Annotated in this window: 13 protein-coding genes; 1 reads left to right on the forward strand and 12 read right to left on the reverse strand. The window is 68.4% G+C overall.

Annotated elements, in window-relative coordinates; genetic code table 11:
• Position 1: 1 nt before the first annotated feature.
• The 6 genes from CFW40_RS06440 to CFW40_RS06465 all read right to left on the reverse strand — a co-directional run bounded on the left by CFW40_RS06440 (position 2) and on the right by CFW40_RS06465 (position 6,301).
• Positions 2-952 carry a YafY family protein gene (locus CFW40_RS06440; RefSeq protein WP_088796870.1) on the reverse strand — a complete coding sequence of 317 codons (951 nt, stop codon included), beginning with the start codon at positions 950-952 and terminating at the stop codon, positions 2-4.
• Between the two features lie 16 nt (positions 953-968).
• A complete protein-coding gene (locus CFW40_RS06445; protein WP_088796871.1) occupies positions 969-1,937 on the reverse strand; it encodes a YafY family protein in 969 nt (322 codons plus the stop codon).
• A 164-nt stretch (positions 1,938-2,101) separates the two neighbouring features.
• Positions 2,102-2,476 carry an FKBP-type peptidyl-prolyl cis-trans isomerase gene (locus tag CFW40_RS06450; protein ID WP_018087767.1) on the reverse strand — a complete coding sequence of 125 codons (375 nt, stop codon included), beginning with the start codon at positions 2,474-2,476 and terminating at the stop codon, positions 2,102-2,104.
• Positions 2,477-2,533: 57 nt separating this feature from the next.
• The gene (locus CFW40_RS06455; RefSeq protein ID WP_088796872.1) at positions 2,534-3,442 is read right to left on the reverse strand and encodes an FKBP-type peptidyl-prolyl cis-trans isomerase; all 909 of its coding nucleotides are present in this window, start codon (positions 3,440-3,442) and stop codon (positions 2,534-2,536) included.
• A gap of 228 nt (positions 3,443-3,670) precedes the next feature.
• Complete coding sequence (pafA, locus tag CFW40_RS06460; RefSeq protein WP_088796873.1) at positions 3,671-5,032, reverse strand: Pup--protein ligase; 1,362 nt, start codon at positions 5,030-5,032, stop codon at positions 3,671-3,673.
• A 9-nt stretch (positions 5,033-5,041) separates the two neighbouring features.
• A complete protein-coding gene (locus tag CFW40_RS06465; RefSeq protein WP_088796874.1) occupies positions 5,042-6,301 on the reverse strand; it encodes an MFS transporter in 1,260 nt (419 codons plus the stop codon).
• A 121-nt stretch (positions 6,302-6,422) separates the two neighbouring features.
• Between CFW40_RS06465 and CFW40_RS06470 the strand changes: the two genes are divergently transcribed.
• Positions 6,423-7,472, forward strand: a complete 1,050-nt coding sequence (locus CFW40_RS06470; protein WP_088796875.1) for a LacI family DNA-binding transcriptional regulator — start codon at positions 6,423-6,425, stop codon at positions 7,470-7,472.
• 70 nt (positions 7,473-7,542) lie between these two features.
• On the opposite strand, the gene prcA is transcribed toward CFW40_RS06470, so the two are convergent.
• From prcA to arc, 6 genes are all read right to left on the reverse strand, one after another.
• Complete coding sequence (gene prcA / locus CFW40_RS06475; RefSeq protein WP_088796876.1) at positions 7,543-8,415, reverse strand: proteasome subunit alpha; 873 nt, start codon at positions 8,413-8,415, stop codon at positions 7,543-7,545.
• A gap of 69 nt (positions 8,416-8,484) precedes the next feature.
• On the reverse strand, positions 8,485-9,330 hold the full coding sequence (gene prcB / locus CFW40_RS06480) for a proteasome subunit beta (protein WP_088796877.1): 846 nt from the start codon (positions 9,328-9,330) through the stop codon (positions 8,485-8,487).
• Positions 9,282-9,665, reverse strand: a complete 384-nt coding sequence (locus CFW40_RS06485) for an endonuclease VII domain-containing protein (RefSeq protein ID WP_088796878.1) — start codon at positions 9,663-9,665, stop codon at positions 9,282-9,284. Before CFW40_RS06485 ends, prcB begins: the two co-directional genes overlap by 49 nt.
• A gap of 129 nt (positions 9,666-9,794) precedes the next feature.
• Entirely contained in the window at positions 9,795-10,013 is a 219-nt protein-coding gene (locus CFW40_RS06490) for a ubiquitin-like protein Pup (RefSeq protein WP_088796879.1), read from the reverse strand.
• Between the two features lie 189 nt (positions 10,014-10,202).
• Positions 10,203-11,714, reverse strand: a complete 1,512-nt coding sequence (gene dop / locus CFW40_RS06495; RefSeq protein WP_371127150.1) for a depupylase/deamidase Dop — start codon at positions 11,712-11,714, stop codon at positions 10,203-10,205.
• A gap of 274 nt (positions 11,715-11,988) precedes the next feature.
• Positions 11,989-13,755 carry a proteasome ATPase gene (gene arc, locus CFW40_RS06500; RefSeq protein ID WP_088796881.1) on the reverse strand — a complete coding sequence of 589 codons (1,767 nt, stop codon included), beginning with the start codon at positions 13,753-13,755 and terminating at the stop codon, positions 11,989-11,991.
• Between the last annotated feature and the right edge of the window lie 105 nt (positions 13,756-13,860).

Below are 13,860 nucleotides of genomic sequence, written 5' to 3' on the forward strand. Positions count from 1 at the left end.
GTCACTCGCCGTACGCCGCGAGCGCCTGATCGGCGGCCTGCCGGGCACTGTCCGCGAGCTCCTGCGGCGCCACGATCCGGCCGTCGCGGCCCAGGCGCAGCGCCAGCCGCCGCAGCGAGGCCGGATCAGGCGTGCGCAGCCTGATGCGCAGTCCGCCGTCGGGAAGCTCCTCGGCGCTGTCGTGCGGGTAGTACTCGGCGACCCAGCGGCCGCCGGGCCCGACCTCGATGGACACCTCGGGGTCCTCGGCCGCGGGCTGCACCAGTCCCTCCGACAGATCGCGCAGCTCGACCGGCGGCGGGTCGGCGGGGGCGTCCAGCAGCTTGATTTCGGCGACCCGGTCGAGCCGGAAGGTGCGCCGGGCCTCGGAGAGCCGGCACCACGCCTCCATGTAGGTGTGGCCGACGGCGAACAGCCGGATCGGGTCGACCTCACGCTCGGTCAGTTCGTCGCGGGCCGGTGAGTAGTACCGCAGCCACAGCCGCCGCCGCTCGGCGATGGCCCGGTCCACGTCGGCGAAGACGCCGCCCTCGGACTCGAAGGTCACCGACAGCCGGGCACTGGCACCGGCCGCCTCGCCGGCCGCCGCCTCCAGCTTGGCGGTGGCCCGCAGCAGCGCCTGCCGGTCGCCCTCGCGCAGCCCGGGGAGCGTGGCCACCGCGCGGGCCGCGACCAGCAGCGCGGTCGCCTCGTCGGCCGCCAGCCGCAGCGGCTCGGCGACGTCGTCGGGGTTGTGCCACCAGATGCGGTCGCCGTCGGTGTCGATGTCGAGGAGGTCGCCGCCGCGGAAGCTCGTCCCGCACATCGGCAGGACGTCCAGATCGGCGATCAGCTCGTCCTCGGTGATGCCGAAGGCGCGGGCGACGTCGCCGACGCGGGCGCCGGGGCGCTCGCGCAGATAGGTCACCAGGGACAGCATCCGGCGGGTCTGGTCGATCGCGTTCGTCGCCATGGGTCTCGTGTTCCTCTCAGCCCTTGGCCACGGCACGCAGCCGGTCGATGACCTCGGCGCGCAGTTCCGCGGGTTCCAGTACGACCACATCGGGCCCGAACTCCACCAGCCAGGCGTCGAGGCCATGGCCGTTGGGGATCTCCAGCTCGTCCCAGCCGCCGCCCAGCTCGCGGACGGTGAGCGCGCGGGCGCGCAGCGGATAGCCGTGCTCGGCGCGGAGCTTGATCCTGGCGGTGCCGGTCGCGGTCTCCCCGGCCCAGCTCTCGACGGTCTCGCGGACGGTGACGTGATCGGGTACCGGCGCGGTGAACGCCCCTTGCCGGGAACGGACCTTGCCGGTGATCCGCGAAAGCCGGAAGACCCGCTCCGCCTTGCGCTCGCGGTCCCAGCCGGCGACGTACCAATGGCCCCGCCAGCACTCCAGGATCCACGGTTCGACCTGCCGCTGCTCGGGGCGGGCGGCGTTCGACTTGCGGTAATCGAAGACGACCGGACGGCGGTCCCGGCAGGCCAGCATCAACGGCTCGAAGGCGGCTTCATGAGCGGGGATACGGGGTTCCAGGGCGCTGTGCGGCTGCCCGGCGTCGTAGTCCGCACCGTCCCCGGCCAGTGGCATACCCGCCGCGCGCAGCTTCTGGAGCGCGCCGCTGGCGGCACCGGCCAGCCGGGCCTGCTGCCAGATCTTCGCGGCGAGCCCGAGGGCGGCGGCCTCCTCGGCGTCCAGGGTGATCGGGGGCAGGCGGTTGCTGTCGCGGCGGGCGAGATAGCCGATGTCGCCCTCGATGCCCTCGACGGTCTCGATGACCAGGCCGAGCTCGCGCAGATCGTCCTTGTCGCGCTCGAACATGCGGTTGAACGAGTCGTCGCTGCCGGCCTCGATATAGGCCTCGATGGACGACCTCAGCTCACGCTTGGTCAGCGGGCGTCGCGTCCCCAGCAGGCACAGCGCCAGATTCATCAGCCGCTCGGCCTTGGCAATGGCCATCGACGCCCTTTCTCGTTGAACTCCCGATCGTTGACCGTACCGCTCGGGGAGGTCAGGGCAAAGCCGGACGGGAAAGCGGGCAGACACCCCCGAGGGCCCGTGCCGGCACGGCACGGGCCCTCGGAAACGTCAGCGGCGGTCGCGCACCGCGACCGGCAACGGTCTCAGACGGAGACCAGGTCGCAGACGAAGATCAGCGTCTCGCCCGGGGCGATCCGGCCGCCGCCGGCACCGCGGTCGCCGTACGCGAGGTGCGCGGGGATGGTCAGCCGACGGCGGCCGCCGACCTTCATGCCCTGCACGCCCTGGTCCCAGCCGGCGATGACCTGGCCGGCGCCCAGCTGGAATTGCAGCGGCTTGCCGCGGTTCCAGCTGGCGTCGAACTCCTCGCCGGTGCTGAACGACACGCCGACGTAGTGGACGGAGACGGTGTCCCCGGCCTTGGCGACCGGCCCGTCGCCCTCCGTCAGGTCCACGATCTCGAGCTCGGTGGGAGCCGGTCCCTCAGGAAAGTCGATCTCGGGCTTGTCGATGCTCACGAATGTGCTCCTACTTACGAATCTTTACGACTACGGCGTCAGTCTCGCAGATCGGCTTCAGCTGACGCTGAGCACGTCCACGGAGAACACCAGATCGGAGCCGATGGACTTCTGCTGCTGCGCGGTCAGCTTGCTCTTGGGCACCACGATCAGCACCCGGCTGCCGGCCTTCTTCCCCTTGAGGCCTTCCTTCCACCCCGGCAGCTGCGCGACCGGCACATCCTGTGCCCCGGGCTGCCCCGGCGCCCAGGTGTCGGCGATCACCTTGCCGTCCTTCCAGGTGACCACCGTGTAGTTGGCACGCACGATGCTCTTGTCACTGATCGTCGCGCCCTTGCCCTTGATGATCGTCTCGCTCTTGACGTCCTTCGGCGCGTCCTGGCCCTTGGGCAGGGTGATCTTCGGCGCCTTGTCGTCGATGGCGGTCCCGACCTTGGGGAGATCGGGGTCGTTCTGCGCGACCGGCTTGCCCTCGATCTTGCTCGGCATGATCTTCTTGAGGTCGACGACGAAGACCAGCGTGGAGTTGGCGGGAATGTTCTGCTGCGCCTGCGCGCCGTACCCCTTGTCCGGCGGGATGACCAGCTCGACGCGGCTGCCGAGCTTCTGGCCCACCAGGCCCTCGTCCCAGCCCTTGATGACCTTGCCGCTGCCGATCTCGAAGGTGGCGGGCGCGCCGCGGTCCCAGCTGTTGTCGAACGCCTTGCCGTCCCAGGTCTGGCCGAGGTAGTTGGCGTTCAGGGCCTCGCCCTTCTTCACCTCCGGCCCGTCACCCTTTTTGAGGACCTTGACCTGAAGCTTCTTGGGAGGAGTGCCCTCGCCCTTGTCGACCTTGGGCTTGGCATCCGCCTGGCCACTCACCGCCGGCACGGAGCCGGCCTTGGATGACTCGTCATTGCCGCAGGCCGCTGCAGAGACGAGAAGCAGGGGAACGGCGATCAGGGCTGCGATGGGGCGTCGGCGCACGTATATCCCTCAAAACGGGCTGCGATCAGTGAATGGACAGATCCACTCTAGCCACGCCACACGACAATGGCGGGCCCGTGTCACACGGACCTCGCCACTGTCCCATCCCACCGGCCCCTTTACCGGCACCACACGCCCGGGGTGTCGCCACTCGACCGGACCAGGGTCCCTACCGTGAGTGACGCAGGGCCCCGGCCCCGGACCGGCGGCGGCATGCTCCCGCTCCGGTCACATGCCTGCGATCAGCTTCTCCACGCGGTCGTCCACCGAACGGAAGGGGTCCTTGCACAGCACCGTCCGCTGCGCCTGGTCGTTCAGCTTGAGATGCACCCAGTCGACCGTGAAATCACGGCGCTGCTCCTGTGCCCGGCGAATGAAGTCACCGCGCAGCCTGGCGCGAGTGGTCTGCGGCGGTACCGACTTGCCCTCGAAGATTTTCAAGTCGTTACAGATCCGCTCCGCTTGCCCCTTCCGCTCCAGGAGGTAGTAAAGCCCCCGGCGGCGATGGATGTCGTGATACGCGAGGTCTATCTGCGCCACCCGGGGGTGGGACATGGTGATGTTGTTCTTTGTGCGGTACCGCTCGATGAGCTGATGTTTCATCACCCAGTCGATCTCGGTGGAGATACGGTCGAGCTCCTCCTCCCGGATCGCCTCGAGCGTACGGCCCCACAGCTCCAGGACCCGTTCGACGGTGCCCGTACGGATTCCGCGGCGGTCGCAGAAATCCACGGCCTTTTCGTAGTACTCCTGCTGGACCTCGAGCGCCGATGCCTCGCGCCCGCTGGCCAGCCGCACCTTTCGCTGCCCGGTGATGTCATGGCTGACCTCACGGATGGCCCGGATCGGGTTCTCCAGCGTCAGATCCCGCATGACCGTGCCCGCCTCGATCATGCGCAGCACGAGATCGGTGGCCCCGACCTTCAGCATCATGGTCGTCTCGGACATGTTGGAGTCACCGACGATGACATGCAGCCGGCGATAGCGCTCGGCATCCGCATGCGGTTCATCGCGGGTGTTGATGATCGGCCGGGAACGGGTCGTCGCCGAGGAGACGCCCTCCCAGATGTGCTCCGCACGCTGGCTGACGCAGTAGACGGCGCCCCGCGGAGTCTGCAGCACCTTGCCCGCGCCGCACAGCAGCTGACGGGTGACGAGGAACGGAATGAGGATGTCCGCGAGCCGGGAGAACTCACCATGCCGGGCCACGAGGTAATTCTCGTGACATCCGTAGGAGTTTCCCGCCGAATCGGTGTTGTTCTTGAAGAGATAGACGTCGCCCGCGATTCCCTCCTCATGCAGGCGGCGCTCGGCGTCGACGAGCAGACCTTCGAGAATGCGCTCGCCGGCCTTGTCGTGCGTGACCAGTTCGGTCACGTTGTCGCACTCGGGAGTTGCGTATTCCGGGTGCGAACCCACGTCCAAGTACAGGCGGGCACCGTTCCGCAGGAAGACATTGCTGCTGCGGCCCCATGACACGACACGGCGGAAGAGGTACCGCGCCACTTCGTCAGGCGACAGTCGGCGCTGTCCCCTGAACGTGCACGTGACGCCGTACTCGTTCTCCAGCCCGAAAATGCGGCGGTCCATGACTGAACATTACGCCTGACGGCCTGCTCTGAAACCGGGTTCGACGGCCCCGTTTCGATCATTTTCCGCCGGGGCCGCACCCGCCGTACGCAGCACGGGATCCCCGAGAAATCGCTTCGTCGACAAAAGGACGAGCAGCGCGGCGAGCCCACCGGCGCCGGCCACCGCGAAACCCGCCACCGCGCCACCGCCCTCGACCGCCGGGCCCACCACGGAAGCACCCACCGCCGATCCGACACCGAACGTCGTCACCAGCCAGGAGAACGCCTCCGTCACCGTGCCCCGGGGCGCGTGACGGTCCACCACCACGAAGGCACAGGCCAGCGCCGGCGCCAGGAACACTCCCGCGACCCCGGTCAACACCGTCATTCCGGCCACCCCCGGAACCAGCACCAGCGGCAGATAGCCCAGCGCCAGCAGCCCGATCAGCAGTCGCAGCCGGCTCTCCGGCCGCCCCGGCCACTCGCGCGCGCCGTAGCCGAGGCCACCGATCAGCGCGCCGGCACCCAACGCGGACAGCAGCCAGCTGGAGACCATCCCGCCGCCGTGCTCCTCCGCGTACGCCACCGCCGCGACCGCGATCGAACCCAGCGCCAGCCCCACGAAGAAGAACGCCCCGATCAGCACCAGCATCCCGGCCGAGCGCAACGCACCCAGCCAGTGCGCCTCTCGCGGCCCGCTGCGCCACTGCCGGGAGGGTTCGCTGAGCACTACGGAGAGCGCCCCCAGGACCCCGAGCAGGTTGATCACCAACAGCGCCGCCCCCTCCGACCAGGCCGCCACGCACAGCGTCACCAGCAACGGCCCCACCGCGTACATGACTTCCTGCGCCACCGCGTCCAGCGCGTAGGCGGCGTGCACCCGGTCCGCGCGCTTGAGGACACCGGGCCACAGCGCCCGCAGGCCGCCCTCCAGGGGCGGGGTGAAGAAACCGGCGATCACCATGGCCGCGTAGGCGAGCCAGAGCACATCCAGGCCGACGGCCGCGAGCAGCGCCATACCGAGCGCGGAGAGCAGCGAGGCGGGCAGCATCACGCGCGGCTGGCCGTAGAGGTCCACCGCCCGGCCCAGCAGTGGCTGGCCGAGGGCGTTGCAGGCGCCGTAGACCGCGGAGAGCGCACCGGCCAGGGCATAGCTGCCGCCCTCGGCGCGTACGAAGAGGACCACGGCCAGCGGCGCGGTGGCGTTGGGCAGCCTGCCGAACAGCGTCCCCGCCAGGAGCCGGGCCGCGTGCCGGGTTCTGAGCAGCTCCGCATATCCCGCGGCCATCCCTGCCCCTTTCCCGTCCGGCCCGGCCGGACATGGTACGTATAACCTGCGCCGTTATACGTATCATGACCCTCATCCGCAGTCCACTCGTAATCGCCGTGCGCAAGGAGCGAAACACCCGGTGACCAGCAACGAGACCAGCTCACCCGGCCGGCGCCCGGCCACCGCGCGCACCACCAGCCGGGATGTGGCCCGTGCCGCCGGGGTCTCCCAGGCGACCGTCTCCCTCGTGCTGGGCGACAAATGGCGGGGCCGGGTCTCCCCCGCCAAGGCCGAAGCCGTCCGCACCGCCGCCCGCGAGCTGGGCTACCGTCCCAACCTCGCCGCCCGCAGCCTGCGGATGGGCCGCACCCGCACCGCATTGCTGGTCGTCCCCGCCCTGACCACAGAATTCTTCGCCCGCGTCTACACCGGCGCGGCCCGGGTCGCCGCCGACCACGACTTCGGAGTGGTCCTCTACCCCTCCCCCGAGGGCATCGGCCCGGCCCGCGACCCCTTCGACTCCGCGGCGGCCACCCTGGACGGTGTGATCGCCTCATCGATGGCCGCCGAAGCCCTCACCGCGCTCCGCGACGCGGACCTGCCGCTGGTCATGCTGGACAGCGACCCCGACGACGACCGGGCCACCGCCACCGTCAACCTCGACATCGCCGACGGCGTCCGGCAGTTGACGCGCCATCTGACGGCCCTCGGCCACCGCCGCATCACCCACCTCGCCGCCGACGTGGACTCCTGGACCTTCGATCTGCGCGCCCGCACCGTTACCGAAGCCCTGGCGCACACCCCCGGCACACTGCTGCGCCGGCAGCCGGCCGCCCTCGGTGTCGACGCCGGGCTGCACGCCGCCCACGCCGCCCTGACCGCCCCCGGCCCCCGCCCCACGGCCCTGCTCTGCGACGACGACATCATCGCCGCGGGCGCCTGCAAGGCCGTACGCCGACTCGGCCTGCGGGTCCCCGAGGACGTCTCCGTCACCGGCTTCGACGACCTGGCCCTGGCCCTCGCCGTCGAGCCGGAGCTGACGACCGTACGGCTGCCCGCCGAGGAGTTCGGTGCGGCCGGGATGCGGGCCCTGATGAGCGTGCTCGGCGGCCACCCGGCCGCGGCCCCCGCCCTGTCGGTCGAACTGATCACCCGGGGCTCCACCGCCCCGGCCGCGGACACCCCGTGAAAAGCGGCGCGCCCCGGCGGGCAGTGACCCACCGGGGCGCGCGACCGGGGACACGCCCCGCAGCCTGACGTCAGAGCAGGGGCTCCCCGTCGGAGCCCTCCCCGTCCGACGCTCCCTTGCCGTTGTCCGGCTTGCTTCCCTTGTCCTTCGAGCCCTTGCCGCCGCTTTCCCCGGCGGTGGTCCCGGACTCCCCGGCACCGGCGCCCGCATCCGCGTCCGCCGCCTCGCCGGCGTCCGCCCCGCCGCTCTCGTCCAGCAGCCGGGACAGCTGCCGCCCCAGGATCCGCTTGAACTTGCGCTGCTGGGGACGCGTACGGTCCAGCGTCGCGACCTCCAGCTGCTCGGCGGTCAGCCGGCGCTCGCCGCCGTTGTTGTCCCGCGACAGCGACTCCACGGCCAGTTTGAGCGCCTCGGCCAGCGTCATACCGTCGCGGTGGCGCTGGTCGAGATAGCTGCTGATCTGGTCCGCGTTGCCGCCGACCGCCACCGAGCCGTGCTCGTCGACGATCGAGCCGTCATGCGGCAGCCGGTAGATCTGGTCGTCCTCGGGGGCCGCGCCGACCTCGGCGACGATCAGCTCGACCTCGTAGGGCTTCTCGGCGGCGCTGGAGAAGATCGTGCCGAGTGTCTGGGCATAGACATTCGCCAGGCCCCGCGCGGTCACATCCTCACGGTCGTAGGTGTAGCCCCGCAGATCGGCGTAGCGCACCCCGCCGATCCGCAGGTTCTCGAACTCGTTGTACTTGCCGACCGCCGCGAAGGCGATCCGGTCATAGATCTCGCTGACCTTGTGCAGGGCGCGGGAGGGATTCTCGGCGACGAAGACCACGCCGTCGGTGTACTGCAGCACCACGACACTCCGGCCGCGCGCGATGCCCTTGCGGGCGTACTCGGCGCGGTCCGCCATGGCCTGCTGGGGTGAGACATAGAACGGCGTCGACACCGGCTATCCGTCCCTTCCTGTCAAAAGCTCTCTCGGTAGCTGGGGGAGCACTGCGGACCATCCGTCCCGTCAGAGCAGCGCGGCACGCGGGCCGTCGGGCTGTTCGAGGCGGTGCTCGTGCACGGCACGGGCGATCTCCGAGACCTCGTCCCCGGTGAGCCGCTTGAAGCCGTCCTCGGTGATCACGGTGACGATGGGGTAGATCCTCCGCCCCATATCGGGCCCGCCGGTCGCGGAGTCGTCATCGGCCGCGTCATACAAGGCCTGGATGACGGCGGTGGCGGCCTGATCCTCCGTGAAATCTTCCCGGAAGAGCTTCTTCAGCGCACTGCGCGCAAAGACCGAGCCGGAACCCGTCGCCGCGAAGCCGTGCTCCTCCGACCGCCCGCCGGTCACGTCGTACGAGAAGATACGGCCCTTCTCGCGGTCGAGGTCATAGCCGGCGAACAACGGCACCACGGCCAGGCCCTGCATGGCCATCCCCAGATTGCTGCGAATCATCGTCGACAGACGATTTGCCTTGCCCTCCAGGGAGAGTTGGGCGCCCTCGACCTTCTCGAAGTGCTCCAGCTCCAGTTGGAAGAGCTTGACCATCTCCACCGCGAGGCCGGCCGTGCCCGCGATGCCGACCGCCGAATACTCGTCGGCCGGGAAAACCTTCTCGATATCACGCTGCGCGATGACATTGCCCATTGTCGCCCGCCGGTCACCGGCGAGCACCACGCCTCCGGGGAACGCCGTGGCAACGATCGTCGTGCCATGCGGCGCCTCGATGGCACCCTGCACCGGCGGCAACGGGCGGTTGCCCGGCAGCAGAGTGGGCGAGTGCTCACCGAGGAAATCCATGAAGGACGAGGATCCAGGCGTCAGGAAGGCAGCTGGTAGACGCCCGGTGCTTCGAGTATTGGCTTCCACACGTTTCCTTCCAGATACTCGGCCGCCCGCCTCAATACGTCCGGCCGATCCTTGAATTGACCCAAGGCTGCATTGCAACTGAAGCACAGTACGCCTCGGACCCTACCCGTCCCGTGATCGTGATCCACCTGCACGGGGTCGGCAAGGCACATCGGGCACATCCGGCGCTGTTCCTCGATGAGCGCATCGCGCTCGGCTTCGCTCATGCCGCAGTGGCGCTTCAGGTGGCCTGCGCGCCCCTTCATCGCCTTGCACGACGTGCAGAGCGCCGCCGGACCGTCCCGGTGGTACGCCGCCGCGGGCTCCCGGCAGTGGGCCTGCGGCCCGTCACGCATCGCCCTGTTCCTCGCGAAGGCCGTCCGCGGCTTGTCCTCCTTACGCCGCGGACAGCGCTTCACGCCTTGGCCTTCTGACACTCGAAGCCCCCACCGGCCGTAAGCCTTCGATGCAAGGGAAATCCGGGCCTATTGCCCACCCTTTTGCACGAAGGAGCGCACGAAGTCCTCTGCGTTCTCCTCGAGGACATCGTCGATCTCGTCCAGCACCGAGTCCACGTCGTCCGACAACTTCTCCTGGCGTTCCTTGAGGTCTTCCGAGGCCTGCGCGTCCTCTGTCTGCTCCTCGACCTCTTCCGTGGAACGCGTGGCCTTCGCCTGTCCGCCGCCGCTGTCCTTGGTCGCCATGTCCCTCACCCCGCTCGGTTCGCCCCGCTCGATGTGACCTTCAAGATCCGACCCTACAAGCAGGGTCCGACATCGGCCCTGCAGTTGCTGCAACGCCCGGGAGTCACCTCATTGATTCCCGCACCGCGGCGATTTCAGCCGCGGATCGGGCGTGGATCTTGAGGAATTCTGTCGTGCACCTGCCGAAGCTCAGCGGCCGGACAGCGTCCTCACCAGCTCCTCCGCGGTACGGCAGCGGTCAAGAAGCTCCTTGACGTGTTTCCGGGTCCCCCGCAGTGGCTCCAGTGTGGGAACCCGTTGCAGGGAGTCACGCCCGGGCAGATCGAAGATGACCGAATCCCACGAGGCGGCCGCGACATCGTCCGCGTACTGCTCCAGGCAGCGGCCGCGGAAGTAGGCCCTGGTGTCCTCTGGAGGCTTCTGCTCGGCCCGCTCGACCTGGGACTCGTCCAGGAGTCGCTTCATCTTCCCGCGGGCCGCCAGACGGTTGTACAGGCCCTTCTCGGGCCGCACATCGGCGTACTGCAGGTCGATGAGGTGCAGTCGCGCCGCGTCCCACTCCAGGCCGTCGCGGCGCCGGTAGCCCTCCATCAGCTCCCGCTTGGCGACCCAGTCCAGTTCGCCGGACAGGCTCATCGGGTCGTTCTCCAGCCGGCCGAGCACGTCCTCCCACCGGGTCAGGACGTCCTTGGTCTGCTCGTCCGCATCCGCTCCGTAGCGGTCCTCGACGTATTTGCGGGCCAGCTCGAAGTACTCCATCTGGAGCTGTACGCCGGTGAGCGTGCGGCCGCTGCGGAGCGTGATCAGATGTTGCAGGGAGGGGTCGTGCGAAACCTGGTGGAGGGTGCGCACCGGCTGGTCGATGGCCAGGTCGACCGCGATGAAGCCGTCCTCGATCATCGAGAGCACCAGGGAGGTGGTGCCCAGCTTCAGATACGTCGAGATCTCGGAGAGGTTTGCGTCCCCGATGATCACGTGGAGCCGGCGGTACTTCTCCGCGTCCGCGTGCGGTTCGTCGCGGGTGTTGATGATGGGCCGTTTGAGCGTCGTCTCCAGCCCGACCTCCACCTCGAAGTAGTCGGCGCGCTGGCTGAGCTGGAAGCCGTGCTCATGGCCGTCCTGGCCGATGCCGACCCGGCCGGCGCCGGTGACCACCTGGCGGGAGACGAAGAACGGCGTCAGGTGCCGCACGATGTCCGAGAAGGGGGTCTCCCGCTTCATCAGGTAGTTCTCGTGCGTCCCGTAGGAGGCGCCCTTGTTGTCGGTGTTGTTCTTGTAGAGGTGGATGGGCTGGGCGCCGGGGACCTGGGCGGCCCGTTCGGCGGCCTCGGCCATGATCCGCTCGCCGGCCTTGTCCCACAGCACGGCGTCCCATGGATTGGTGACCTCGGGGGCGCTGTATTCGGGGTGGGCGTGGTCGACGTACAGCCTTGCGCCATTGGTGAGGATCACGTTCGCCAGGCCGATGTCCTCGTCCGTGAGCTGGCTGGCGTCCGCGTTTTCGCGTGCGAGGTCGAAGCCGCGGGCGTCCCGCAGCGGGTTCTCCTCCTCGAAATCCCAGCGGGCACGGCGTGCCCGGTGCATCGCGGCCGCGTAGGCGTTGACGACCTGGGACGAGGTGAGCATGGCATTGGCGTTCGGGTGACCGGGGACGGAGATCCCGTACTCCGTCTCGATTCCCATTACTCGCCGTACGGTCATGCGGCCCTCCTTGCCCGGCGGCGCCCCCGGATGGGGTCGGCGCTCAAGTACCGCGGTGCCTCCGGTCCGTGCGCGTGCCCCGCGCCCGCACAGGGTGACGCTGCGGTACCGAAGAGCCTAGAACGCCTTTGCGGCGCTGGGGAGATCATTACAGTCATTGCTCCAGTCCGGTTTTCCCTGGTCACCGCGCCTTATCGGGTGCGGTGGTGAAGCCCCCGGAAAAGCGTCCGGCTGCGGACGCCCCGTGCAGGACATCCGCAGCCGGAGAGCGGTGTTACAGGTATTGGCCGGTATTCGCCACCGTATCGATGGAGCGACCGGTGTCCGCGCCCTGCTTTCCGGTGACGAGCGTACGGATGTAGACGATCCGCTCGCCCTTCTTTCCGGAGATACGGGCCCAGTCGTCCGGGTTGGTGGTGTTGGGCAGGTCCTCGTTCTCCTTGAACTCGTCCACGCATGCCTGGAGGAGGTGGGAGACGCGAAGCCCCTTCTGATTGTGTTCGAGGAAGGCCTTGATGGCCATCTTCTTTGCGCGTCCTACGATGTTTTCGATCATCGCACCGGAGTTGAAGTCCTTGAAATAGAGGACTTCCTTGTCACCATTGGCGTAGGTGACCTCCAGGAAGCGATTTTCCTCGGATTCCGCGTACATCTGCTCGACGACGGATTGAATCATTCCGCTCACTGCGGCCTTCCGCGAGTCGCCGTGTTCGGCGAGGTCGTCGGAGTGCAGCGGAAGATTTTCCGTGAGGTACTTCGAGAAGATGTCCTTGGCGGCCTCCGCGTCCGGTCGCTCGATCTTGATCTTCACATCGAGACGGCCGGGGCGCAGGATCGCCGGGTCGATCATGTCCTCGCGGTTCGAGGCACCGATCACGATCACGTTTTCCAGGCCCTCGACACCGTCGATCTCGGAGAGCAGCTGCGGGACGATGGTGTTCTCCACGTCCGAGCTGACGCCGGATCCCCGGGTGCGGAAGAGGGAGTCCATCTCGTCGAAGAAGACGATGACGGGGGTGCCCTCGCTCGCCTTTTCCCTGGCCCGCTGGAAGACCAGCCGGATGTGCCGCTCCGTCTCACCGACGTATTTGTTGAGCAGCTCGGGGCCCTTGATGTTGAGGAAGAAGCTCTTCCCCGCGGGCTGGCCGGTCACCTCGGCGACCTTTTTGGCAAGGGAGTTGGCGACCGCCTTGGCGATGAGGGTCTTGCCGCAGCCCGGGGGGCCGTAGAGCAAGACGCCCTTGGGCGGGCGGAGTTCGTGCTCCTTGAAGAGGTCGGGGTAGAGGTACGGAAGCTCGACCGCGTCCCGGATCAGTTCGATCTGGCCGCCCAGACCGCCGATCTTGGTGTAGTCGATGTCCGGGACCTCTTCGAGGACGAGCTCTTCGACCTCGCTCTTCGGGATGACCTCGTAGACGTAGCCGGAGCGGGGCTCGAGGAGCAGGGCGTCGCCGGGGCGGATGGTGATGTCCAGCAGCGGCTCGGCGAGCCTGACCACCCGTTCCTCGTCGGTGTGCCCGATCACCAGGGCGCGCTCGCCGTCCTCGAGGATCTCCTTGAGGGTGACGATGTCGCCGGCGCTCTCGAACTCCATGGCCTCGACCACGTTGAGCGCTTCATTGAGCATGACCTCCTGGCCGCGCCGGAGGTCCCCGGTCTCCACGCTGGGGCTGACATTCACCCGGAGCTTTCTGCCTCCGGTGAAAATGTCGACCGTGTCGTCCTCGTTCGCCTGCAGGAAGACACCGAAGCCGGCCGGCGGCTGTGCGAGCCGGTCGACCTCCTCCTTGAGCGCGACGATCTGGTCGCGGGCCTCGCGGAGAGTATTGGCGAGACGCTCGTTCTGCGCCGAGACGCCGGCCAGGTTGGTCTGCAGCTCGACGATCCGCTCTTCGAGAATCCTCGTATGACGCGGAGAGTCGGCGAGCTTGCGTCGCAGGACGGCGATCTCCTGCTCAAGATAGGCAACCTGGCCGGCGGGATCTTCAGACCCCCGCCCCGGCCGGATGCCGCGGTTGATGTCGTCGTCGTGGGCTGCCACGGTCCTCACCTCCTCCAAGGAGCTGGACGCTTCCTGACCCTACCTGGGCCGGTGCAGGTTGAAACCCCTAGATCGAAAAGACTGTCGGGGCGTGTCCGATCTTCA

Source organism: Streptomyces sp. 2114.4, from assembly GCF_900187385.1.
In the GTDB taxonomy this organism is placed as follows: Bacteria; Actinomycetota; Actinomycetes; order Streptomycetales; family Streptomycetaceae; genus Streptomyces; species Streptomyces mooreae.

Coding starts and splice junctions, on each gene's coding strand:
- CFW40_RS06485 (WP_088796878.1), bottom strand. CDS start 9,665: ATGCGTGACGGGCCGCAGGCCCACTGCCGGGAGCCCGCGGCGGCGTAC.
- CFW40_RS06490 (WP_088796879.1), bottom strand. CDS start 10,013: ATGGCGACCAAGGACAGCGGCGGCGGACAGGCGAAGGCCACGCGTTCC.
- CFW40_RS06465 (WP_088796874.1), bottom strand. CDS start 6,301: ATGGCCGCGGGATATGCGGAGCTGCTCAGAACCCGGCACGCGGCCCGG.
- pafA (WP_088796873.1), bottom strand. CDS start 5,032: ATGGACCGCCGCATTTTCGGGCTGGAGAACGAGTACGGCGTCACGTGC.
- CFW40_RS06440 (WP_088796870.1), bottom strand. CDS start 952: ATGGCGACGAACGCGATCGACCAGACCCGCCGGATGCTGTCCCTGGTG.
- dop (WP_371127150.1), bottom strand. CDS start 11,714: ATGACCGTACGGCGAGTAATGGGAATCGAGACGGAGTACGGGATCTCC.
- CFW40_RS06445 (WP_088796871.1), bottom strand. CDS start 1,937: ATGGCCATTGCCAAGGCCGAGCGGCTGATGAATCTGGCGCTGTGCCTG.